This window comes from Marinicella litoralis, from assembly GCF_002591915.1.
In the GTDB taxonomy this organism is placed as follows: domain Bacteria; phylum Pseudomonadota; class Gammaproteobacteria; order Xanthomonadales; family Marinicellaceae; genus Marinicella; species Marinicella litoralis.
The window spans coordinates 192153-215921 of sequence record NZ_NIHB01000002.1 but is presented as its reverse complement, the minus strand read 5'-3'; the positions used below and the strand labels follow the sequence as shown (position 1 = coordinate 215921).

The 23769-nt window shown below is 40.6% G+C and carries 18 protein-coding genes; 8 read left to right on the top strand and 10 right to left on the bottom strand.

Annotated features, from left to right (window positions below):
• Window positions 1–29 precede the first annotated feature (29 nt).
• The 3 genes from CCS90_RS07475 to CCS90_RS07465 all read right to left on the bottom strand — a co-directional run bounded on the left by CCS90_RS07475 (window position 30) and on the right by CCS90_RS07465 (window position 3779).
• Window positions 30–1172: a GGDEF domain-containing protein gene (locus CCS90_RS07475; RefSeq protein WP_099018931.1), complete on the bottom strand. Its 1143-nt coding sequence runs from the start codon at window positions 1170–1172 to the stop codon at window positions 30–32.
• A 429-nt stretch (window positions 1173–1601) separates the two neighbouring features.
• Window positions 1602–2273: a peptidylprolyl isomerase gene (locus CCS90_RS07470; RefSeq protein ID WP_099018930.1), complete on the bottom strand. Its 672-nt coding sequence runs from the start codon at window positions 2271–2273 to the stop codon at window positions 1602–1604.
• 270 nt (window positions 2274–2543) lie between these two features.
• A complete protein-coding gene (locus tag CCS90_RS07465) occupies window positions 2544–3779 on the bottom strand; it encodes a hypothetical protein (protein WP_099018929.1) in 1236 nt (411 codons plus the stop codon).
• 301 nt (window positions 3780–4080) lie between these two features.
• On the opposite strand from CCS90_RS07465, the gene CCS90_RS07460 reads away from it, so the two are divergent.
• Together CCS90_RS07460 and CCS90_RS07455 are read left to right on the top strand one after the other, a co-directional pair.
• Window positions 4081–4374, top strand: coding sequence for a hypothetical protein (locus CCS90_RS07460; protein ID WP_099018928.1), 294 nt, complete (start codon window positions 4081–4083; stop codon window positions 4372–4374).
• A gap of 231 nt (window positions 4375–4605) precedes the next feature.
• Window positions 4606–5334, top strand: a complete 729-nt coding sequence (locus CCS90_RS07455) for a DUF4197 domain-containing protein (RefSeq protein ID WP_099018927.1) — start codon at window positions 4606–4608, stop codon at window positions 5332–5334.
• Between the two features lie 84 nt (window positions 5335–5418).
• Here CCS90_RS07455 and CCS90_RS07450 read toward each other — a convergent pair whose 3' ends face one another.
• Window positions 5419–5676, bottom strand: a complete 258-nt coding sequence (locus tag CCS90_RS07450) for a hypothetical protein (RefSeq protein WP_133566546.1) — start codon at window positions 5674–5676, stop codon at window positions 5419–5421.
• Window positions 5677–5891: 215 nt separating this feature from the next.
• Here CCS90_RS07450 and CCS90_RS07445 point away from each other — a divergent pair, with 215 nt between their 5' ends.
• Entirely contained in the window at window positions 5892–7490 is a 1599-nt protein-coding gene (locus CCS90_RS07445) for an amidohydrolase family protein (protein WP_099018925.1), read from the top strand.
• Between the two features lie 72 nt (window positions 7491–7562).
• On the opposite strand, the gene CCS90_RS07440 is transcribed toward CCS90_RS07445, so the two are convergent.
• From CCS90_RS07440 to CCS90_RS07425, 4 genes are all read right to left on the bottom strand, one after another.
• A complete protein-coding gene (locus CCS90_RS07440; RefSeq protein ID WP_099018924.1) occupies window positions 7563–9734 on the bottom strand; it encodes a prolyl oligopeptidase family serine peptidase in 2172 nt (723 codons plus the stop codon).
• 537 nt (window positions 9735–10271) lie between these two features.
• Window positions 10272–11486 carry a DUF4785 domain-containing protein gene (locus tag CCS90_RS07435; protein WP_162846908.1) on the bottom strand — a complete coding sequence of 405 codons (1215 nt, stop codon included), beginning with the start codon at window positions 11484–11486 and terminating at the stop codon, window positions 10272–10274.
• A 16-nt stretch (window positions 11487–11502) separates the two neighbouring features.
• Complete coding sequence (locus CCS90_RS07430) at window positions 11503–12357, bottom strand: lipase family protein (protein WP_099018922.1); 855 nt, start codon at window positions 12355–12357, stop codon at window positions 11503–11505.
• Between the two features lie 202 nt (window positions 12358–12559).
• Window positions 12560–14695, bottom strand: a complete 2136-nt coding sequence (locus CCS90_RS07425) for a bifunctional diguanylate cyclase/phosphodiesterase (RefSeq protein WP_180236512.1) — start codon at window positions 14693–14695, stop codon at window positions 12560–12562.
• A gap of 461 nt (window positions 14696–15156) precedes the next feature.
• Here CCS90_RS07425 and CCS90_RS07420 point away from each other — a divergent pair, with 461 nt between their 5' ends.
• Entirely contained in the window at window positions 15157–18258 is a 3102-nt protein-coding gene (locus CCS90_RS07420) for a DEAD/DEAH box helicase (RefSeq protein ID WP_099018920.1), read from the top strand.
• Window positions 18259–18398: 140 nt separating this feature from the next.
• On the top strand, window positions 18399–20642 hold the full coding sequence (locus tag CCS90_RS07415) for a beta strand repeat-containing protein (protein WP_099018919.1): 2244 nt from the start codon (window positions 18399–18401) through the stop codon (window positions 20640–20642).
• A 96-nt stretch (window positions 20643–20738) separates the two neighbouring features.
• Here CCS90_RS07415 and CCS90_RS07410 read toward each other — a convergent pair whose 3' ends face one another.
• On the bottom strand, window positions 20739–21200 hold the full coding sequence (locus CCS90_RS07410) for an Lrp/AsnC family transcriptional regulator (protein ID WP_099018918.1): 462 nt from the start codon (window positions 21198–21200) through the stop codon (window positions 20739–20741).
• Between the two features lie 129 nt (window positions 21201–21329).
• On the opposite strand from CCS90_RS07410, the gene phhA reads away from it, so the two are divergent.
• Both phhA and CCS90_RS07400 read left to right on the top strand, forming a co-directional pair.
• Window positions 21330–22139, top strand: coding sequence for a phenylalanine 4-monooxygenase (gene phhA / locus CCS90_RS07405; RefSeq protein ID WP_099018917.1), 810 nt, complete (start codon window positions 21330–21332; stop codon window positions 22137–22139).
• A 10-nt stretch (window positions 22140–22149) separates the two neighbouring features.
• The gene (locus CCS90_RS07400) at window positions 22150–22488 is read left to right on the top strand and encodes a 4a-hydroxytetrahydrobiopterin dehydratase (RefSeq protein ID WP_099018916.1); all 339 of its coding nucleotides are present in this window, start codon (window positions 22150–22152) and stop codon (window positions 22486–22488) included.
• 5 nt (window positions 22489–22493) lie between these two features.
• Here the strand turns inward: CCS90_RS07400 and CCS90_RS15055 are convergent, their stop codons facing one another.
• Window positions 22494–22865 carry a hypothetical protein gene (locus CCS90_RS15055; protein ID WP_133566545.1) on the bottom strand — a complete coding sequence of 124 codons (372 nt, stop codon included), beginning with the start codon at window positions 22863–22865 and terminating at the stop codon, window positions 22494–22496.
• Window positions 22866–22940: 75 nt separating this feature from the next.
• On the opposite strand from CCS90_RS15055, the gene CCS90_RS07390 reads away from it, so the two are divergent.
• Window positions 22941–23768, top strand: coding sequence for a hypothetical protein (locus CCS90_RS07390; protein WP_099018914.1), 828 nt, complete (start codon window positions 22941–22943; stop codon window positions 23766–23768).
• The last annotated feature ends 1 nt before the right edge of the window (window position 23769 follow it).

The following is a 23769-nucleotide window of genomic DNA, read 5'->3' as shown; positions in this document are numbered from 1 at the left end:
AGGTCATCGTTGTGGTTATCTGATTGGCTTTAAATTGTTTCAAGTATATTGATGGGGCTATCAGTTTGGACAAAATGGCGAGTGTTGCTGATATTGTAATTGTTCTTGCCATTGGCTTTGATTTCATACAATGACTTATCGGCGATGTCCAATAGCACTTTGATAGGAAATGAACAGCCTTGTTTGTTTTCAGCCACACCAATCGATACCCCCAAGTTGATGGATGGCGCTTCTTTTTTGATGGTTTTTGCTATCTGTCCAACTTTAAGAATAATACTTTCGCACATGGTTTTCAGGTAATCTGTTTTAGAATCATAAATCATGATGACAAACTCATCGCCACCGATCCGTGCTGCCATGTCAAATGCCCGACGACAATTGTTGTTGATGATTTCTGCCACTTCAACCAATACTTTGTCACCCATATAGTGACCGAGTGCATCATTAACGGCTTTGAAATTGTCTAAATCAATAATAACCAAGGCCAAGTTTTTATTTTCAAGAGTCGATTGTTTATAGACATTTTCTGCGTGGGTATAAAAGTGCCGACGGTTTTTGAGCCCAGTCAGTTCATCTGTACTGGCCAGTTTGTCTTTGTCTTTGATTAAGTTTAGGTTGGTTTTCAGGATTTTAATACTCACCATGCTACTGAAAATACAACAACTGCTGAACATTAAATAGAACGATAAATAGGACAATATACTTTTGTAATCCATGCCAATCAAACTGTATGAGTAACAGGTGAAAGCGATGATGACCAGTGAACTGAAAGTTGCCAGTTTAATGGGTAGGGCCAATAACATTCCCGAATAAATAAGGATGATGGTGATACCAATTTTGGGGAACATGACTCCGCTGCTTTCAGCCAGTAACAGGATTTCTGAGTGACCAATGCCAATTAGAGAGACACCAATAAATGTGATCTTATGAACCAATGGTTTACTTAGACTCAGTTTCTGTTGGTAATAAAATGCCGCCATCATGGCCGACAACGGCAGTATCATCAACAGAATTCTTGATGTAAATACACTGGTGATGACATCAGCGGGAAAACGCACAAAATCCAATAAAACCAGAATAACCAAATAAATCGCTGCCAAATTCAAAGACCATTTTCTCAGTCGATTCACTTGATTGGCCAGGTAGCCAGGTGAAAATTGTTGCTCGCTCATTCAATACCTCGTTGGCAAATCCATTCCGTGCTTATGTATCGAGTGCTTTAAAATAGAAAGTATCAATACACAAACAAGGAGACGCCGGAAAAACAAGCTTTACACACACTGCAGAACAATACCGGCACACACTTATTAACTATGTTACTGATTGGTAATGAAGCTGCCATGATTTCCCGCTACAAACCCATGGTTTTAGTCACTTTGATGGATTTTGCATGGTTGTTGTTGAAATAAGGGTCTTTTGGAACAGTTCACTGCTAAAAAATGGCAGTGTTTTTATGGGTATAAGTTTTTACTATGTAATACTTATTGTTTACTTTAAGCTTTAGGTCTTAGATAACTTGGCAATCTAAGGAAAAATCGTTGTGCTCTGGTTCGCTTGCTAAGCCCGATGATAAATGTCACCAGGCTTAACGTATGTTGGGATTATTCAACGGCTACAGTCGCTTTGATGATTTTGATTTCTTTGCTGGGTCGGCCAGATCTTGAACCCAGTTTCTCTATTTTTCTTAATACGTCCATGCCATCTTTGAGGTAGCCAAAGACGGTGTGCTTACCGTTTAAATGGGGCGTAGCTGTGAAGGTCAAGAAAAATTGACTGCCATCGGTACCTTGGCCAGCATTGGCCATACTCAAAGTGCCTGCTTTGTCGTGTTTTGATGAACCATCATATTCACCATCGTATTTATACCCGGGGTTACCAGATCCGATACCCAATGGATCCCCGCCCTGAGCCATAAAACCATTGATCACTCGATGAAATTTGATGTCATCATAGAAGCCCAAAAGCGTCAAATAAATAGTGCTGGATACATGCATGGGCGCTTCATCAGGTAAAAACTCAATGACCATTTTGCCTTCGGTGGTTTCCAAGTGCCATTGGTATGTTTTGTCTTTACTGAATTTAACTTTTGGTGGCTTACTTAAACTGGTTTTCCAGTTGTTTTTGGTTTTGTCTACTTTTTGTTCTGCTATGAATGAATTCAATTCAGAGATGGCAGAATCAGCTTGTTTTTCACAGGCGGTCAACATCAGGCTGCAAACTGCCAGAGTTAAAAGAGCCAAGGTATATTGGGGTTTGTTTGTTTTCTTTGTCATGGTTTGTCTTGTGCTTGTTTTTTAAAAGCCATTATTATAATGACACAAGGCTTTGTTGTTGACTAATCATTGAATAAAAAAAACAGTATCCTGAATTGATAGTCTTTCTGATAAATATTAATCAATCAAAGTTGTTCATAAGTTTTTTCGGTTTTGAATATTTAATGCTTGAGAGGTGTATGTGCAACCAATCCAACTAATCGTTTGCAAGACAAAGATTAAACGCCTTTAAAATTTAATTCTGTGGTGGTGAATCGAGACATTGATTGATTAAGGACAAGTCATTGACCAACTTGATACATCTCCAGACTCAAACCCGTCGGCAAAAATTGGGTCTGCTGCTATTTCACGTTTAAATAGATCGGTACCATCTGAACCCACTCTGGAGGCCACGAAGAAAGCTTGCAGAAACAAATCTACAGTCCCTTCAGTTTTTCTGGCTACGCAACCATCTACCGGCCCACCGACACCTGCGAAGGGAAAATTGTTGTCCTCTTCTGGAGGAATTGATGGGTTAAAAGGGCGGTATAGGTGATAGTCACCCCAAAGCACATTGTTTTGCATCGGTTGGTTATTTTCATCCAATACACTGAGGACGGTGCCGCCTTGAAAGTTAAATTGACTGCCATTGTTATTGATTATGCCCAAATCTCTACTGGTGAATGCTGACGGATCAGTTGCAGGGATATCGACGGCTTTGGCGCTGCCATTGGCATTGTAGGTGACTGTAATGCCCGCACCATTAAATACCCCAGCACCTTCCTTTACAAATGTAAATCCAGTGGGAGCAGGTAATTGTTCAATGTTTGTATGATTGAAGACCGGTGGGTTGTCAGCGGTATTGAATTTTGCTGTTCTGACCATACCACTGCTGTTTTGGTAAACAGTCATCGCGTAACGATCACCAAAACTGGTGGCCAAAGGTTCTCTGATTGCACCATCAAAAGGCCCGCTTGACATGTACCTACCGTAAAAGGTATACGAGTTTCCAGAGTTGTTGGATTTAAAAAATTCTGTTTCCCCATCAGATAAGTCATGGGTGGAAATGAAGATTCCATCAGTAGTGGTGGCGCAGTCGGCGTTGTCGAAGTTGTTGGTCTTGGTGCCAGGCAGGGTGGATTTGGACCAACTCAAGCCATTGAATCTTGCTATTTCGACATTGAAGTTTTTGATGTATGGAACCACAACGTTGATTCCATCGGTACAAATGTCTCCCAAAGCAAAGAGGTTGTTGGTGTTTTCGAGAAAGGTGGTGGTTATGCCAGTTCCGTCATAGGGTGGTGGAACTTTAATGGCATCAAGGCGGTTATTATTACCATCATTCCACAACACCACAATTGCCAAGTCTGGATTTATGTCGTCTGAAAATATGCCTATTTTGGCTTCTAAGGGCGCTTGATTGAAGATGGGAACATTGATCCAGTTACCTGGTGCGCCGGTACCTTCTGCTCTAATAAGTCCAGACGTTAGTAACGACAGCAAAAATATGAATGCAAATTTACACATGATGAATACCTCTTTTTAAACGTGCAATATAGGTATATGCGAGAAAATGATCAGTTCTGCGCCATTTATTTTGTTTGATGGCTGAAGCCGATTAAATATCATTGTTGTCATCTTTGGGCTGTGCATTAGGAAAACAGTATGAACTGGGGTGTTTTAAGGGTTTATATCATTTCAAAACTTTCCTTAAATGCATCAATTCGAACAACTGAATAAGTCAGTCCATTCTCATGTATTGCGAATCCTGCCTCCTAAGATTTAAAACATCCAACTATTCATTTTAAATATAACCTAGGAGAACCACATGATTGCAGATTTTAATTGCATTCCCAATGAACCAGAGACCACCGTGGTCTTTGAACAACATGGCACTTTCGATGACATCCCAGCTTGTTATCAGTCTTGGCAATCGCATGACATCATCGGTGAGCGCATTGTCTTTCTTGAAAAAGACCTTGATGAGCGAAAGGACACTGAGTTGATTGACAAAGTCAAAGCCTCTCAACTGGTCCAATCAAACAGCCCAATTACGCTGAGCCGAAACCCTCCCGAATATTTGTTCATCAATTTTAATTGTGCTGAAGTCAATAAAAGGTAATCAAATAGCCCGACTGGCTGTCGATCGAAGCGTAAATCGTTTACCGGAAGCAAGGGGCTTAAAATTGTCGTGTCAAAATGCTTCCAAGTACATCATTAACAAGCGATTGTCTTTGACATGGTATTATGTATGGTGTGATGTAGCGATGTGGCATGACAGCAAGCAGCGTTTTTGCTTGAACGATTCAAGCAACAGTCGTTAAAAACTTTTAACTATTAAATGGTGTTCATTATGAAATCGATCAAAAATGCAGGCATTTTATCCATGCTCATGCTGTGTTTGTTTGGCAATACAGCTGAGGCGGGTGAAAAATGGTGGCAGAAAGTATTCAGTAAAGAAGGTTTTGAAACCAATGAGTTGAGTGTGACTGATTTGAGTGGAGCGTTTAAACAAGCCTTGACCATAGGTGCTGAAAAAGTCATCAGTCAGTTGGGTACAGAAGGTGGCTTCAGTGCCGATGAAGCCATTCGAATTCCATTGCCAAAGAACCTCAAAAAAGTTGCCAAAGTATTGAAGAAAATTGGCATGACTGAGCAAATAGATGATTTGAAATTAAAGATGAACCAAGCCGCTGAAACTGCGGTACCTATTGCCAAGGATTTATTTATCAAATCCATCACAGACATGACCTTTGAAGATGTGAAAACCATATACCAAGGTGCTGATGATTCTGCCACGCAATATTTCAAACAAAAAATGACCGCAAGGTTAACTGAGAACATGAATCCCATCGTAGAAAGCAGTTTGGCAGAAGTAGGGGCGCTACAATCATTGAATAAAGTGATGGATAAATACCAAGACATCCCTTTTGTGTCCTCGGTCAACCCCAATCTGACCGAATATGTGGTGGAAAAAGGCATCGATGGTGTGTTTTATTATTTGGCAAAACAAGAGGCTGCCATTCGCCAAGATCCTGCCAAACAAACCACTGAATTACTGAAGAAAGTCTTTGGTCAGTGATTTGGTTAAATCATTTGTCATGTGACCATTGAGCCACTGGCCTTGTCATTTTCGGTTGTTTGTAACGAATATGCGGTCTTGCATTCAGTTGGATTTTTGTTTTAATTTCACTGCCATGGCACTTGTTAGTAAACCGATACCAGGTGATCCGCCAATAATTGCAGAACTGAATAGTATGCCTGTGATGTACTGGCCGATGCCAAGCTGATTGGAAGGCTCCGGATATAAAACAATGCCAAGAACCAAGACAATCGCAAAAGCCAAGGTTCCGAAAAAGCCAAATACCAGCCAGGAAACATCTTGGCCAGATTGACTGTTTTTATGCCATTGTTTGCTTGTCATTACGCCAAAAGTTAAAAAGACCACAAAGCCGACCATCCCCGAGATTCCTGATATCAACCAATCTATCCCCATACCCAATCATCAACATGTTTGAATTGATATCAAGTGTATAGCACCAAAGAATTAATTCAAACTAAGTATTCTCATTTCATGATTTGAGAGGATAATGGGATTTGAAACCCATAAGATAACGTTTTTTTATCTAAGTACAACGTATGACAAACAAAGACAGTTCCTATAATTCAAGTCAATTTAAAAACTCAAAACTTCGTAAATGGTCGTTTCGCAGCCTGATCCTGATGACCCTGATTGCTGTGATTGCTGTGCTGTGGGTAGAATACCAAATGCGCCGAGTCAAAGGCCAGTTGACCGAAGTCGTTGAAACGGCTGACATTCAACCCATCAGTGGTGAATTTATCCTTAAAAATGTACATATATTGAACCCGCAAGGTGATGCCATGTTACCAGCACAAGACATCCTTGTCAGTGCAGGAAAAATCAAACAATTGGGCCAACATCTTACTCAATCAACAAATTTGACCGTTGTTGACGGTCAAGGAAAATTCCTGATTCCAGGATTGATGGATGGTCACGTCCACTTGTCTGAAAATGTCAATAATTTGTTGTTATACCTGGTTAATGGGGTGACCCATGTCAGGGATATGGGAGCCACAGATTACCAGTTGAAAGTTCGCGATGATCGTTCTGACCAAGCATTGTGGCCGGATGTGTTCGTTGCCTCTGAAAAAGTCTACACCACGCCATGGTGGAAAACCTGGTTTATGAACTGGACTTATAGTCGCATTACCATGAGTGACGCGTCACAAGGTGAGGCCATAGTTAATGACCTGAAACAGCGTGGATTTGATGCTCTGAAAATCAGCAATGGACTAGAACCTGCGCATTATCGCAGTTTAGTCAAAGCCGCTCATGAAGCTGATTTATTGGTTACTGGGCATATTCCTGAAGGGGTCAGTATTGAAGAAGTGCTGGATCTGGGACAGCAAGAAATTGCACATGTAGAGGAAATCACCAAGGTTTTTGAGCGGGAGTTTGCATTGTATATCAATGAAATCAATGATCAAACCATCGCTGAATACCTTGAATATGTTGAAAAACGAGGCCATGAGGTGGCTAAAACCATCAAAGCCAAAGGCGTGCATGTGACGTCTGTTATCTGGTTGATTGAAAGCTTGCTTGAACAAAAGTTTGAATTGGAAGTGTTCCTTAAAACTGTTGAATTGGAATACGTCGATCCGGCTATGGTGGAAGGCTCACCTTTGGTAAGTGGCTGGTTACCAGGTCATCACAGTTATGCCAGTCATCCATACTGGTTTGAGTCAGAAGAAAACAGGAATCAATTGTGGTTGTATTGGAACACCTATGTTGATGCCATCCACCTGATGACCCAAATTTTGGTCGAGCATGAAGTCGAATTCACTGCGGGTACCGATTCAGTGGTTTCCGGTGGCGTACCAGGCTTCTCGATTCACGATGAGCTACAATCCATGGTTAGCCTTGGTATGAGTACAGCCCAAGCACTTCAAACTGCCACCAGAATTCCCGGACAATGGCTTGATAAAGTCAATAAAAATCCAGCCAATGGTCAGGTTGGCGCCATCAAACCCGGCTTTGTGGCCAATTTGGTTTTACTCGAGAAAAATCCCTTGGATGACATCAAGAACACCACCACCATAAATGCTGTCATCATGAATGGCCGTTTATATAATCGAAGTCAATTGGATACCATCTTGGCAAGAATAAAATCCATCAACGCCGCAAACAGAACCCAAGACATCAGTGATTACCAGTAGGTTGATATTGAAAACACACCCCCTCTCATCAGCAATAGGGTGAGAGGGAGCTTGTGTGAGTTTTTTACAGTTTCAGAAAGGTGATTGCAGGTGTCGATTAAAAAATTCTACCATCTTTTTGAATGAGAACAACCTGACGTCATTGCCTTCATTGTCCCAACCATGGCTGGTGCCAGGAAGGGTCACTAACTCAAACATTTTTTGTTCGGCGATAAGTTTTTCTACCACAGCGATGGTGTCTGAATAAAGTACTACGGGATCTTTGGTGCCGTGAATAATCATCAAGGGGTCTTCAAGACCACTGGTGTGGTACAACGCGGATTGTTGTTGGTAGCGTTCGGGCTGGTCGTCGCCACTGGGCTCACCCATTACCCACATTTGTCCTGGGTAAGCATGGGCTACATTGGTGGCTGGTGCGCCAGCGATGCCAGCAGCGTATACACCTGGTTTTTTGAATAAAGACATCATGGTCATCAGGCCGCCATAGCTCGAGCCCCAGATGCCCACACGTTCAGGATCTACATAGCCTGTTTGAACCAAGTGTTTGACACCACTGTGTAAATCTTCGATGTCAATCACTCCATAACTGTATCGCAGGCCTTGATTGTGTTTTCTGCCTTGGCCCCAACTACCACGAACATTCACATTGAGTACAATATAACCTTGCGCAGTTAAATATTGGTCAAAACCCCAGGTGGGGTGAGAAGTCCTGCCACCGTATTGGTTTTGCACGCTGTCAGAATAAACCGATCCAACAATCAATGGATACCGTTGATTTGGTGTGTAATTAGCCGGCAAGCTCAAACGTCCCAGCAGTTTGGTATCATCTAAGTGACTGTTGAATTCAATGTAACTGATATTGGCCCATGGCAGTTGATGAAATAATGGTTGCGGCGAGTCGGTGATTTGAGTTGTCTGCATACTGTTAAGATTGATCACATACAATTCCAATGGTTTGTTGTCACTGGAAAACAGGGTGGTGATATATTGTTTGTCTGTTGAAAAAGACATTTGATGGCTGCCGGGTTCAGCAGCACTGATTCTTTTGATGTCATTGCCAGTCATTGATACGCTGTAAATCTGTCTTTCAGCCAGGTGTGATTTATTACCGATGAAATAGATTTTTTCATTGTTGTGATCGACTTCAAATGATGCAATTTCCCAATTGCCATGAGTCAGTGCCTCAGCTTTTGAATCAGCAGATCTTTGGTGGTAAAGGTGTAAATAGCCATCTCGGTCGGTCATGATGATTAACCCATCATCATTGGGAGCCCATGCCACTTGCCAATCGGGTCTTAAATGCTTGGGATCATGTTCATGGTAATAAAGTGTGTGTTCAGCAGTGTGCACATCATAGACAAAAACACTGTGGTCTTTGACCAGTAAGTCCGATGAATTGATCATCAGTGATTGGCCATCGGTTGACAGTGCATAATCCCAAATATAATCAGTTGTATTGGGTCGATCAAAATAGCGACTGTCCTGACCATTTATGTTGACGATTCCAATCTTGAATTCGGCGGTTTTTTCTCCAGGAAAAGCCCGTTGTACTTGGTACTTTTGTAAGGCAGCGTCTGCATAATAAAAAATATCTCGTTCCGGCAGTGGACTGTTGTTGGTGAGTTTAAACACCAGTTGTTGACTGTCCTTAGACCATGCATAACTTTCTATGTAGGCCTTGGGTTGGCCTCGATCAATCAGTAATTGAGATTCGTTTGTAGCATTCATGTCAGTTGATCTCAGCCAAAGTGAACCCTCGGCAGTAAAAGCCAGGTATTGTCCATTGGGCGAAACGGTTAAATTTCTGAGGCGGCTTTTATCGCTTTCCATTTGTTGTGGTTCGTTGTCAGCCTGTTGAAAATAAAGTTTGCCATCCAATACATAAGCGATTTTAGCCGCATCAAGCCAGACCACTTCGCTGATTCCTGGGTGCCAGCCTTGTTTGTTTTTATGTTCGGCAAGATGGGTCAGTCGATGCTTTTCACCAGTGGTGACCGAGTAACTCCAGACATCCCGAAATGTATACCCGGCATCATTCCAAAGAAACGCCACTTGCTGGCCATCAGTTGACCAGGATGGCTGTTGTGGGGTGGTGCCGATAAGGCTTTGTTCGGCATACAATGTGTCCAAATCAAAAGCCGATGCTGGCTGTGGTTTACGTTCGATGGGAACCGTTTGACAAGCGGTGAGAAAAATCAGTACGTAAATGGTTGCAATAAATTTCCACAGTTGAATTGGGCTCATGGTTTTTCACATTAAAGTTAAAAATAAACGCAGCAAGCGTACTATAAAAACCAGGTATTAATCAAGGCTGGGTATTTCATGGGTTGAGTTGATGTCGACTGGACATTCAGGACACTGAGCCGGTCGAGGTGTTTTATGCAAAGCGCTGATCATTCAGGCTTAAAAGCGGCTTCGACAAGCTCAGCCAGCTTTTGATTCTATGCAGCTCACTGAGCCTGTCGAAGTGTTTTATGCAAAGCACTGATCATTCAGGCTTGAAAGCGGCTTCGACAAGCTCAGCCAACTTGAAGTTAAGCTCAGCCAGCTTTTGATTCTATGCAGCTCACTGAGCCTGTCGAAGTGTTTTATGCAAAGCACTGATCATTCAGGCTTGAAAGAGGCTTCGACAAGCTCAGCCAGCTTTTGATTCTATGCAGCTCACTGAGCCTGTCGAAGTGTTTTATGCAAAGCACTGATCATTCAGGCTAGAAAGAGGCTTCGACAAGCTCAGCCAACTTGAAGTTAAGCTCAGCCAGTTGCGGTACTTATACTGCGTTTTTACTTCATATTGAATTGAAAGCCTGAATCAATTTGTTGTACCGGTGCCATTAAACTTTGATTTTTTAAATTCAATTGAGTCACCAAAAATGGCGCTGATAATCCAGATTTATTGATCAGTAGTTTAGGCAGTTTAAAACTTAAAGTGGCTTCACCTTGTGACAACCAATCAGCCGTCATCAACATGGCAATGGGTTGTGCGTTACCGGTTTTGTCATGCCCCATCAACAGGCCACTGGCTTCATACCTGGAACTCATGTGATTATCGATGCCTAATTTGATTTCAGCATGGGTCATCTTTAACTGACCATTGAATTGGGCTGTTGGCACAGTCACAGCGAAAGCAGAAGAAACATCTCTGAGGATGGTTTGGTCAGCATTTTCACTTTTGGCTATGGTGTGAACTTCCCAAAGGCCATCATTCAATGATGCCAATGGCAACTGAGCTAAGTTGGCGACCATTTGGCCATCACCATCAGTGGTGAATTTAAGGTCTGCATACTTTTCACCATTTGGACGACTGATATAGCCTTGCATGGCTATGGGTAGCTTGCTGTCTGCAGCCAATAATTCAGCTTTTACCGTTAAAGTATCACCTGCTTGATACAACTGTTTGCTGGTAGTCATGGCCAAGCGGTAAGGGCTTTCGGGCTCTAAAACATGAATCACAAATCGATCATTATTAGCTGTTTTTAAGCCATTCAGTTTCAACCTTAAAGCACCAGGCTGGTGATTAATTTTCATTGCAACGGTGTGTTCTGGCACGGCCATACCAATGCTGTTAAGTTCTTCACCGGTGGCCATTACCTGTTTAGAAATTTGTGTTGGTCCTTGGCTTAACTCAATTTGACTGCCGTCGATCTGAATATTTTCTCCCATTGAACTGATTCTGATGACCGCTGAATGCGATGCCACTGGGATGTCTATGCCTTTGGTCAAATCAGCCCCATTCACATCCATATAAAATGATTTGGATTCAGCCACATAGCCTTGGTTTTCTGCGGCTGTGATGACTTTGTCTATGGCATCGATGTTGTACTGAACAGGTTGTTGTTGCCACTGGGTGGCTGTTGCTGCTTTGGTTTGTTGTAAACTGGGCAAAGTTTTCATTTGTGGCGCTTTAACCCAGGTGATGCTTGATTCAGCCAAGCTGGTTTGACTTGCCGCCAACAGGCTGGCTAAGATGATTGTTTTATGTATGTTGTGGTTTTTCATTTTGACTCTCCTGGGCTCAAAGATCATTTCTTAAAATAACATCCAGATTGAAGCATTTTCTGCGACTCTGGTTATGACTTAATGGCTCTCGACCTGATGTGCGAGCGGTGTCGCGAAACCAAGTGGTGCCGGCACCTTCTTGAGAGCTGCATTCTAAGAAACCATCAGAACAGGAATTCAACCAAGCTTGGGTGATTTCTAATCCTAGATTTAAACTGTAACCACCACAATAAGAGTCACCATCAAAAATGGATGTCTCTACATCAGTTCCCACTACATTGTAAAAGGTCTTGGGTAAACTGGGGCGCCCAGCAGTGCCGAGTAGGTAGTTGTTGTTGTAATAATCCATCCATGAAGTTTGTTGCATTCTGACGGCATTGCTTTTATAGCCCAGCAACCAACCCAATGCTGATTCAAATACATTGCCTTGCATCACGGCATTGGCCAATGGGGTTCCCTTTGATGAGGGTGCCAATGCATTGACCCAGCGGATTTTACTGATGATGTTTGGGTAACGACTGTCATAAGTGGGATTGGACATGATCCAACGGATGACATTTCCACCATTTGAGTGAGTGATCACCACCAGGTCGGTGATGTTCTTGCTGCTGATGAAACTGCTTAGCTGGCCAGCCAAGCAACCCGATGCCCTTGAGTCCCACATGTATTGTTCAAAATCACAGTTGATGACTACATAGTTATTTTGGTTGGCAAGCCCTTGGCGGATGGAATTGATGTTGTTCCATTGCCAATAATCACTGGCTGCGTTGGTTTGGTGTCCGGTACCGTGGACGAAGGCGACGCCTGTATTGGCCAAGGTGCTGAATGACAGCACAGCCAAAGACATCAATAGCATGATGCGATGTTTCATATTCTCTCCTCTTTTTTATTATTTATAATTAATCAGCCCTAATTAGTTGGGCTGTGTTATTTTTTTATCATAAAATCAAAATAATTTCAAACGTTTGTTTGAATGTTGGCTGTAATTAAAGAATTTTGCTCAGCAGAGAAAAGATTTTGGTATGAACCATATTGGCTTTATTCGTTGTATGGTGTTTGCTTGAATTGTATATTCAATGTTCTTTTAAAAAATTCATTAAATTAGTTTTATTCAATGGTTTCGAGAAATAATATCCTTGAATGAATTGGCATTTTAGATTTTTCAATATCATGAGTTCCTCATTAGTTTCTACACCTTCTGCCAAAACTTTAATCCCCAGACTGTTACCCAAATTGATGATGCTTTTGACCAAGGTCAAGTTGGTCTTTTTGGTGGTTAGACCATGGATGAAACTTTGATCGATTTTTAGTTCATTGATGGGTAATTTGGTTAAATAGGAAAGTGATGAATAACCCGTACCAAAATCATCAAGTGACACTTCTATACCAGATTGCCTGATTTTTTCTAAAATGGTGCCAATTTTTCTTGGGTTTTCTATGATCAGTGTTTCGGTGATTTCCAGCATCAGTTTGGCGTTTTCACAATCGTATTTATTGATGAGATCGAACAAATTGCTCAAGAAATTTTCGTTTGATAATTGTAATATTGACACATTGATTGACAGTCGAAATGGATTGGCTTGTGTGTATTTTTTGTTATTTTTTACAATTTCATTGCAAATGTCTTCAAATTCTTCGAAGGCTTTTTCAAAGACAAAATTGCCAATGTCTAAAATTGCACCAGTGGATTCTGCAATGGGTATAAACTCATAAGGTGAGACTTGATGCAAAATTTCATTGTGCCATCGCAACAAAACCTCAACGCCAATAACGTTTTTACTCACTACATCTATTTGCGGTTGATAAACAAGGCTGAACTCGCCTTTTTCTAATGCATGATTTAACTCTTTGCCTATCATTGCACTCCGTGCATTTTTTTTATCTAATTGTTGATTAAAAACATAGACACCACACTTCAAACGTTTCGCTTCATACATCGCTATGTCGGCTTTTCTTAACAAGGTTTCGTCGGCTTCTCCATCAACAGGTGAATGTGCTATCCCTATACTGGCCCTGATTGAAAACTCCAACTCTTCCACTTTGATGGGTTGTTTTAATGTCAAAAGGAAATCATTACATAGTTCAATGGTGCTGTCTTTATTAGAATAAGGTGTGATTACGATAAATTCATCCCCGCCTTGGCGCACGCATAAGCCCATTTTGAAAAATAATTTCAACCTACGGGCCACTTCAATTAAAATTTGATCACCTACGGGGTGGCCATGAATGTCGTTACTGTTTTTGAAATTATCTAAATCAATGAATATGACTGAATACTGCTCACCATTTTGTTTTTTCCATTGTGCAAAATGCCTAGATAAATACCGCAAGTTGGGCAAGCTGGTTAATTGATCTTGTTGAGACTGGAATTCTAAATCAGCTTTGGAATTTCTTTGTAATCGACTGAAATTCCTGAATAAGTAAAACAAGACTATGTTGAATGCAAGTATCAATGATGATAGCCAAACAAAGGGGATCATCAGTTTGTAAGTTAATGCTGATTTTTTATGGGTGGTAAAAATAAAATGGCCGTATTTCAAATCATAGCTGAATGCGCCTATCAATAATTCTCCGGTGTGGTTTAAATATTCCATAACAACCGTGCCATGGTTTTTGGTCATAAATTCCTTTAAGGTGTAGCCTGTCTGTTGGAACAAAGAATCAGAAAACATAGTTAAATAGATGTCTTTAACTGGTTGGCTGTAGAGTGCTTCTAGACCATCGGCCTCAACAAATGAAGCAAATTGAAAATAATAATTTGAATCCATGACTGAAACACGCAGCGCACTATCTTCATTGTTGTTTTGCCAAGGTGAATGATTGCCTTTTACTTTGATGCCATTGGAAAGCACAGCAACCACTTCTTTGTTTTTATTCAATATACGGTAATTGATGGGGACAATCCAATCATTGTATTCTGTTGAAAAATACGTGCGCCCCATTACCAAGGCGTCTGAATTCATTGCTTGAATAAAGGATAGTTGAGTTTCTTCTTGTTCTAATAAATTGGAAAATTCTTCTTTATCGATGTTTGACGATGAAAGGATTATATCACCTTGAGGGTTGGCCACGGTCATACCGACCAACGCTTGGTTGTGGTCCAATAGATTGTCTAGTAAAGTGATTGACTCTGGATTATTGGAAAAAAGTCCTAATTCTAATAAACGTTCACCCGTTAAGCGGAACAAGGCTTCGTCTTTGTTTAACATTGTGAACAGAGATCTTGATACTATTTTATTGGAATAAATTAACTCTGTTTTGACTTCCTTTACAATTGAATCCCATAAAAATTTAGTACCTAAGGCCAGCAAACTTGCAGAGACGATGATAATAAAAACATACAACCTCCAAAGTACTTTGCTGAATACTTCAGACATAGACACTCCAGCAATAATGGCACCATTTAAATGAAAGAGATTCTATCGTAGCCATTATTTTATAAAATTTTTAGCAAGAAGATTACAATTCATAATATCACTGTTAATTGACTTGTGCAAACAACTGAAAAAGCAAAATAAATATCAATGTATCTATTGGTTCTTAAATAAATAAATCCGTGAAAGAATCAGTCACAAGAATAGGCCAATTAAAAGCGAGCATATTTTCACACGTGGCAATCAGCAGTGATCTATAATGGACGGTTGTTGCTTATTTTAGAGTGTTTAATTCCATGCTTAAAACGCCCATCAGTTTCAAAGGCCCATTGGGTCAACTTGAGAAAATATTTGATGAAAAAGATGTATTCAAAGCGTTTAAGTTATTGGAGGATGATTCGATTTCTCACTGGCGTTTCAATGAAGAGTCACAAATCAGTTATGCGACTTTTTTAACCACGACGGGAGAAGCTCTCCCAATGGTGATGGCTTGGCCAATCCAAGCCGATCAAATAGGAACCTGTCAATGTCCAGTACAGGGGGTCTGCGATCATTTGATTGCTTTGGCCATGTACAACAAATCAAGGTTGGATCTGTTACCGCCTTTCACCCAACAAGTCAGGGCACTGAAGAACATCACTCAAACATTTGCGCATTGGCTGAACCAACAAACCCATGATCCTTTTCCAGCGATGGCAAGGCACCGTGTGATTTATGTTTTTAATGAGAATGAGGACGGTCAGTTTACAGTGGATCTGTTTAAGGGCTACTTGTCACAAGAAGATCAATACTCGGTCAAAAGCAAAATTGACAGCAGCCTTATATTCAAAAAAAGTTTGCCCAAATTCGTCAGCTTATTGGATCAACATGTGTTTCATCAAATGAACCAATTTGCTTTACTGAAAACCCATCGTTTTGCGATTACTGCTGAGCATGAAGCCTTGTTGTTGTCCATGCTCAAAACCAATCGTTGTTTTTGGCGGGCTTGTTACCGTCCACCATTGTTATTAGATACCGTTTCAGTTAAACCCAAGCGGTATTATTCGCAGGTCACAAAAACTTTATTTTTTGTGCCCGCAGAAAACAAATTCATTCAGCAAATTAAAAGTGAGGTTAATCAGACAGTGACGCCTGTGACGGCCAATCAATCGATAAGGCCCAAATTGTCATTAACCACGACTTGGCAAGAGTTGAATTGGCAGCCAGAGTTTGGTGAGCGCATTGACTGGGCAGCAATGACTTTTGTGACAGAAAACGTGGTTTTTAAACTGGCGGATGTGTCCAAAGGCAAAGTGGTATTGGATTCAGCTTCTTTGGAACAGGTGGCTGGCTTCTGTTATCAAGTTGAAAAGTTGGCATCGATTCATGCCAAATATGAACAACCCATCAGTCAAGGATTTGACATCAATGACCGTTACATTCCAGCTCCTTTTACTGCAGTGGCTCCCATGTTGTTGGCCTTGAAAAAAAGAAATTGGTTGATTGAAATTGATGACAGTTATCGCTTGAACAATGAAAGGGTTGATCGCTTATACATTCAAGTGGATCAGCAAACCAATAAAGCTTCAAATAACAACCGTCTGGGCTGGTTTGATGTTGAAGTTGGCGTTAAGTTGGGTGACCAATCAATCAATATATTGCCTTACTTGGTCAAAGCCATCAAAACGGGTCAGTTTGATTCAGTGAAAGAGGATTTGTTGATCAAGTTAGACACGGGTCAATTGATTGATATGCCGAAGTCAAAAATACTCCAAATTTTATCTACCTTGAACGAATTGTATGATGAAAAGCAATTGAATCAAGAAGATAAGTTATCACTGAATCAACATCAATTGATTCGATTGGCTGAAATTCAAAAGGATTCAGCTGAAACTGCAACCCATATTTTAAAAGACATTCAATGGCTAGGCAGTGATGCTTTAAAGCTGAAAACCCAACAGTTGAATACAATCAAGGCTTTGCCTGAAATCGAAGCACCTCAAGGGCTAAGAGCAACATTGAGGCCATACCAGCTCACTGGACTGGCTTGGTTGCGGTTTTTACATGACAATGATTTTCATGGTATTTTGGCCGATGACATGGGCTTGGGTAAGACCCTACAAGTTTTGGCTCATTTTTTGGCACTGAAAAATCAAAACTTATTGGACGCCCCTGTGATGGTGGTTGCTCCAACCAGTTTGTTGGGCAATTGGTTGGCTGAAATGAATAAATTCACACCTCAATTGAACGCAGTTATTTTAACTGGACAACACCGCAAGCAACATTATGAGGTGTTGGATGAATATGATGTAGTGATTACCAGTTACGGGGTGATGAGCAGGGATTATGCTGAAATAAGTCAGACGGTTTGGCACACTGTGGTTTTGGATGAAGCCCAAGCCATTAAAAACAGAAAAACCCAAGTAGCCAAAACCGTTAAATTGATATCCGCCAAGCACAGGCTTTGCCTCAGTGGGACGCCGATGGAAAATCATTTGGGTGAAATTTGGTCGTTGTTTGATTTTCTGATGCCTGGTTTTTTGTCATCCGAAAAAATATTCCAAAAACTCTATCAGTGGCCTGTTGAAAAGGAGCAAAACAGAGAACAGTTGATGGCCTTGCAAAGTCGGTTGGCCCCATTTATTTTGCGCAGAACCAAATCAGCAGTGGCCAAAGAGCTGCCTGATAAAACTGAAATAGTCAAATTGATTGAATTAACTGATGCACAAGCAGATGTATATGAAAGCATTCGCATTACCATGAATGATGAAATATTGAAGGCTGTTAAAAACCAACAAAACAATCAAATTTTAATTGGTAATGCCTTGTTGCGCTTGCGTCAAGTGTGTTGTCACCCTTCATTATTGAAATTGAATTCTGTGGTCGATAAGGCCGATTCTGCCAAGTTAAATTGGTTGACCATGGTTTTGCCTAATTTGATTGAAGAGGGTCGAAGGGTTTTAATTTTCTCAAGCTTTACCAGTATGTTAAAAATCATTGCTGATAATTTAGATGAGCTGAATATTGAATATTTTAAGCTTACAGGAAAGACCCCGAGCCACAAAAGAACAGCGCGCATTGATGCCTTTCAGCAAGGTGATAAACCGGTCTTTCTGATCAGTCTGAAAGCCGGCGGCGCGGGAATCAACTTGACAGCGGCTGATACAGTGATTCATTTTGATCCTTGGTGGAATCCTGCCGCTGAGTTACAGGCCAGCGATCGGGCCCATCGTATAGGACAGGACAAACAAGTGTTTGTATATAAGTTGATTACCCATGGAACGGTTGAGGAAAAAATCCATAATCTGCAGAAACACAAACAGGAGTTGGCCGATAATCTATTGAGTCAAACCAGTCACATCAATGAAATCTTAGGCAAGCACCAATGGCAAGAACTGCTCTCACCCATTAAAGATTGATGCCGAGAGATTGGCTTGTTGATGAACCTTTGGGTAGCAAGGGAGTGCTTAATCGTCAATTGTTTCAATTAACGGTATAAATTATTCGGCTCAATAGGTAAAATAATCTGCTGATTTATAACAAGAAGGACAGGGCACACATGAATATAAATAACATCAAACCTTTAATTTTGGCACTGGGCATTGCATCATTGACTGCAATACCAACAGCATCTGAAGCCGGAGGTATTTCCTCTAAAATTGTCGTTAATGAATTTTACCGAGGTGGTGATTTAGCCAACGGTGATGAATGGGCGGAAATTGTTTTGTTGGAAGATTTAACCGCTGCCGAATTGAATGGATTTTTTGTCGGTGATTCAACCGGTTCAACAGCCTCCAAGTTTGCAAGTTATCAATTTACCACCATGGAAACAATCGCAGCTAATTTCTGTGCAGGGACTATAATCTCTGTCGGAGGAACTGCTGGTGTGGCGACTGAAGATACAGCCTATGACCCAGCAAACGGTGATTGGTCAATCGCTTTACAGACGGCAGGTTCGTTTTTAACTGGTAATGGAAGCACCGGAAACTTTGCCGGTACGGATGTGGTCTACGTCGATACGGATGGGACCCAAGGTAACACCACCATCAGTGCAGATGGGTTTGCAGTAAACTGGGATTCTACCCCAGGTACATTTGGTGCCAATGCAAATGTAACCATTTCAGGCCCTGCCAATAACACAGGCATTTTCAATACCGACTCTGTATTTTCTGCAGATGTTGCGGGAAGCTGGTCTGGTGGTACATTGACCCAAAGTGCTGCCAACGGTGGTCAAAATACAAGCAGTATCATGGTACTTCAAGATCCATTTGGTACGGTAACGATAACAGGAACACCTTCATTAGATGAAGGTGATGTTGGTAATACAGCATTTAATTTTACTGTAACACGTTCAAACAGCTGTCTTGCGGGTTCAATGTTTTATAATGTTAGTGGGTTTAGTGCTAATCAAGCAGATGCAGCAGATTTTGGAGGTACGTTCCCTTCAGGTGTGGTTAATTTTGCTGCAGGTGAATCGTCCATGACTTTAACAATCAATGTGTCAGGTGACACAGATGTTGAATCGGATGAAGGTTTTATAGTTGAGTTAAGCGATGCACCCAATCGAGGTATTAATATATATGATACAGACACCGGAACAATACAGAATGACGATGTGTTGGTGGTGCCTAATATCAGCATCGATGATGTGACGCTGGCTGAAGGCGATGCTGGAATCACTGCTTTTGATTTCACGGTAAGTATTGATGCTTCTGCAGATGTATCGGTACAAGTTGATACCAGCGATGGATCAGCGACCACAACAAACAGCGATTATGCAGCAATCACTGCACTCATGGTTAATTTCACATCAGGTGGCGCAACCACTCAAACAGTGACTGTTGATGTAAACGGCGACACCACGGTTGAGCCGAATGAAACTTTTAATGTGAACTTGTCCAATGCCACAGGTGGTGTCATTACTGACGGGCTTGGGGTAGGTACCATCAACAATGATGATGCGGCCACCCTTTCTATAGATGATGTGACATTGGCTGAAGGTGACTCAGGTACAACCTCGTTCAATTTCACGGTCAGCCTGGATCAATCTGTCAATGCCAGTGTTGATGTCTCTACCAGTGACGGCAGTGCCACCACGGCTAACAATGATTATGTGGCGGTCAACAACCAAACGGTTAACTTCACCGCAGGTGGTGCAACCACCCAAGTGGTTACGGTCAATGTCAATGGCGACACCTTTATTGAAGGCAATGAAACATTCAGTGTGAACTTGTCAAATGAGTCCGGTGCTGTATTGGGCGCCAACTCTACAGGTACGGGCACGATCAACAACGATGACTCCACCCATGCCGTGTTGTCTGTGGTTAAGTCAGTGGTGGGTAATTTCAGTCCTGGAGAGATTGTCACTTATACTTTGGAAATCAGTAACGCTGGTCCGAATGATCAACTGGATAACCCTGGTGATGAAATGACTGATGTGTTACCAGGTCAACTGACCTATGTATCGGCAATGGCGTCCTCAGGTATTGTTTCGAATGTGGGTAATACAGTCTCATGGAATGGCGCCGTCAGCGCTGGTGGTACTGTTACGGTCACAATAGATGCCATGATCAATGATGGTGTGGGTGGTGACATTCCTAATCAAGCCGAAGTGTTTTATGACAACGATGGTGATAACTTGAATGAAGGCAGTGCCTTGAGTAACCCGCCAACGGGCAATGGTCCAACGGTCTTTTATGTTGGCTTCTCAATCCCTGTGCCAAGTTTGAGTTTTTATGGTTTGTTGATTATGATGGGCATGATGTTGTTTTTGCTTTACAGAAAACAAAGCATAAAATCATAAGCTGACCATATAGTTTAAAAAACGAACCCAAGTAGCGGTAGTTACTTGGGTTTTTTTGTATCCGTAATAGGTGCTTAACTCGAAGCGATGAGAAACTTATAAGGGTAATTCTGTGGTGCTTTTCTTTTGTCTTAAAATGAGGTTGGTGTTGGTGGATTGCACCACACCGACACTGAGCAAGTCTCGCATTAAAAAACTTTCCAATTGTTCGGTGTCTTTGGCGATCACCTTCATCACATAATCAAAGTTTCCAGCAGTCGAATTACAATCAAGGATGTAAGGACTCTGTTCTACAAAAGCATCAAAGGTTCGCAAAGTATTTAAGTCATGATTCAGCATGGATACCTGAACATAGGCCATCACCGAAAGTGCTAACTTTTTGTGGTCAAGCAGCGCTACATACTTTTTGATGTAGCCCAGTTCTTCCAGTTTTCTGACTCGCCGCCAACAAGGGGTTTTTGATAAGTTGACCTGATCTGCCAGATCTTGGGTGCTTATATTGGAGTTTTTCTGTAAGGCTTGTAAAATCTTAAAATCATGGATGTCTAAGTCGTTCATGGAATTTAATGCTATAAATATTGAGTAAATAGGAACTATATTTCAATGTGTCGAGAATATAAAGAATTTAAAGAATTATATTTCAATGTTTGTACTTAAAATAGACACACGCTTACATTTTAAATAAACATGTCCAGATACACATCAAATCAATATCAAGCCAAACAAGCCAATGCTTATGGCTTGATACATTACACAGATAATGAACACCGCATGTGGTCTGAACTTTACCAAGCGCAAATCAGTCTGGTACACCGGCACATGGTCAACGAGTATATAGAGGGATTGCATCATATCGACCTGCCAAGTCATCGAATACCTCAATGTTCTGAAGTATCAGAAAAATTACAAAAATTGAATGGCTGGCAAGTTGAGCCGGTCCCAGCACTGATTGCCTATGATCGATTTTTTAATATGTTAGCGAATAAGCGATTTCCAGCGGCCTCTTTTATCAGACGCCAGGAAGATTTTGCCTATGTCAAAGAGCCTGATATTTTCCATGAAATATTTGGTCATATCCCTTTACTGACTCATCCACAGGTGGCCGCCTTTTCTCAGTTTATTGGAGAATTGGGTAGCAATGTCACTGCAGACAACCATGCCTGGCTGGCTCGATTGTATTGGTTTACCATTGAGTTTGGCCTGATAAAAAACAAAAACAACATCAATGGCGTGGTACCGATGGGTTCAGGGTTAGCGTCTTCTCCCACAGAGTTGATATATGCCGCAAGCAGTGAAGCACCTCAAAGGAGACCGTTCGATGTGATGGATGTTTTGACCACACCTTATCGCATTGATATCAAACAACCCATTTATTATGTGTTGGAATCCTTTGATCAATTGGCTGAAATTTCAGCCAGAAATTTAGTGATTGATATCCTGCAAGCCCGTAAAATGGGTTTGCAGGATCCACATCATTTATTGGCCAAAGCTTGTTAGGCAAAACATCATGAACAATTCAGACACCCTAGAAACACAATGCCAACCCTGTCAGGGCGGGATGAATGCTTTGTCCCAGGATCAAATCAAATCCTATATGCAAACGATAAACCCAGCATGGCAATATCTGCCGGAAGCAGTGTCTATCAAGCGTTCATTCAACTTTAAAAATTTCAGCAAAACCATGTTTTTTGTCAATGCGGTGGCTGCTATGGCAGATCAACAAGGGCACCATCCAGATGTTGAATTTGGATATAATTATTGTAGGGTAAGATTGACCACACATGAGGCCAAAGGATTGACCACCAATGATTTTATTTGTGCCAAGAAGGTTGATGGTTTGGTTTGATAGATTTATTTTTTTATCTTTTTCAACAACATGTTTGAGTAAACAGTATGACCTAATGCGTTATCTATTGCATAAGTATTAAAACTAATGAGTTCATATCCATTTTCAGTCATATAATTCAATAGCTGAGCGACTGAATTGAACTGTATCATTTTGCCATCGCGTCCTCTCAACTGGGTGTCTTTTGATTTCCAAATACTATTGAATTGTCCGAAGTCCAAATGAACTTTTAGCTTATTACTCATAAACTTGTTATAAGCTGAAACTTGAATGTAATTACTGTCAATGTCGGCCATTGGCACATCATTTACTGTTTGAGAATTTGAATTGAATGAAAGTAATATAAATGTTATCAAGGTAAGAGTTGTAATTTTCATAATTAAAAATTATTGATTCAAAAGCTTAGTATAACTATTATTGTTTTATTATTTAAAATAATAATGTAATTAAATATGAAAAAAATATTAATTTTGTTCTTGAGTATTTTAAGCTTTAGCTTATTGGGAAAAGGTAAGTATGAAGTAAGAGAAGAGTATAGTCCTACATTTGAAAATGAAGGTTTTAATTTGCATTTTACGAATTTGAAAGTTAAATCTAATGGCAAAATGAGCGGTTATTTAAAAAACGATTCTGAATATGCAATTATTTGGACTTGGTTAGACTTTGATCGTTTTGATAAAAATGGATTACATTCAAAAGTTTCTTACTCATACCCACAATTGCTGTTTCAAAACATAGGAGCCAAGGAAGAAAAAAAAATAAAAGGAATTTCTATGGTTGGAGTTAAGTGGTTTAAAAGATATGATTTTGGCCCAATAATATCTATGGAATTTGAAAATGATTACTATTTGAATTTTGCTCATAAATTAGCGAAGCCTTTTATTATTAAAAGAATTGAAGTTGATAGAAATAAGTCTCTTGATATTAATGAAGGCTTTGTAGAAATATTGAACGCTTCTGATAAAGTGATAAAGTCAATTAATATGTCATTTTATCCACTAAATTCAATAGTGGAAAAATCTACACCGTTTGTTCCAATTGAAATTGAAGTTTTAGACCGAACGCCTCCCGGTGCAATATCGAGTAAGAGATTTGAAATTTGGGACATTGAAAACATTTGCGTATTTCCTGATTTGATTAGTATTGTATATGAAGATGAAACAATTCTAGACTTAACTGAAGAGCAGATAATTGAAACTGTATATTTGCCTTCAAATAAGCTATACCCTACACAAAATTATGATTCAATAAGATGTTTAAATTTAATTAACCCTAATTAAA

Excerpts from the sequence above, each read along its gene's own strand:
- CCS90_RS07475 (WP_099018931.1), bottom strand. The coding sequence starts at position 1,172 with ATGAGCGAGCAACAATTTTCACCTGGCTACCTGGCCAATCAAGTGAAT.
- CCS90_RS07470 (WP_099018930.1), bottom strand. The coding sequence starts at position 2,273 with ATGACAAAGAAAACAAACAAACCCCAATATACCTTGGCTCTTTTAACT.
- CCS90_RS07465 (WP_099018929.1), bottom strand. The coding sequence starts at position 3,779 with ATGTGTAAATTTGCATTCATATTTTTGCTGTCGTTACTAACGTCTGGA.
- CCS90_RS07460 (WP_099018928.1), top strand. The coding sequence starts at position 4,081 with ATGATTGCAGATTTTAATTGCATTCCCAATGAACCAGAGACCACCGTG.
- CCS90_RS07455 (WP_099018927.1), top strand. The coding sequence starts at position 4,606 with ATGAAATCGATCAAAAATGCAGGCATTTTATCCATGCTCATGCTGTGT.
- CCS90_RS07450 (WP_133566546.1), bottom strand. The coding sequence starts at position 5,676 with ATGACAAGCAAACAATGGCATAAAAACAGTCAATCTGGCCAAGATGTT.
- CCS90_RS07445 (WP_099018925.1), top strand. The coding sequence starts at position 5,892 with ATGACAAACAAAGACAGTTCCTATAATTCAAGTCAATTTAAAAACTCA.
- CCS90_RS07440 (WP_099018924.1), bottom strand. The coding sequence starts at position 9,734 with ATGAGCCCAATTCAACTGTGGAAATTTATTGCAACCATTTACGTACTG.
- CCS90_RS07435 (WP_162846908.1), bottom strand. The coding sequence starts at position 11,486 with ATGAAAAACCACAACATACATAAAACAATCATCTTAGCCAGCCTGTTG.
- CCS90_RS07430 (WP_099018922.1), bottom strand. The coding sequence starts at position 12,357 with ATGAAACATCGCATCATGCTATTGATGTCTTTGGCTGTGCTGTCATTC.
- CCS90_RS07425 (WP_180236512.1), bottom strand. The coding sequence starts at position 14,695 with ATGTTAAACAAAGACGAAGCCTTGTTCCGCTTAACGGGTGAACGTTTA.
- CCS90_RS07420 (WP_099018920.1), top strand. The coding sequence starts at position 15,157 with ATGCTTAAAACGCCCATCAGTTTCAAAGGCCCATTGGGTCAACTTGAG.
- CCS90_RS07415 (WP_099018919.1), top strand. The coding sequence starts at position 18,399 with ATGAATATAAATAACATCAAACCTTTAATTTTGGCACTGGGCATTGCA.
- CCS90_RS07410 (WP_099018918.1), bottom strand. The coding sequence starts at position 21,200 with ATGAACGACTTAGACATCCATGATTTTAAGATTTTACAAGCCTTACAG.
- phhA (WP_099018917.1), top strand. The coding sequence starts at position 21,330 with ATGTCCAGATACACATCAAATCAATATCAAGCCAAACAAGCCAATGCT.
- CCS90_RS07400 (WP_099018916.1), top strand. The coding sequence starts at position 22,150 with ATGAACAATTCAGACACCCTAGAAACACAATGCCAACCCTGTCAGGGC.
- CCS90_RS15055 (WP_133566545.1), bottom strand. The coding sequence starts at position 22,865 with ATGAAAATTACAACTCTTACCTTGATAACATTTATATTACTTTCATTC.
- CCS90_RS07390 (WP_099018914.1), top strand. The coding sequence starts at position 22,941 with ATGAAAAAAATATTAATTTTGTTCTTGAGTATTTTAAGCTTTAGCTTA.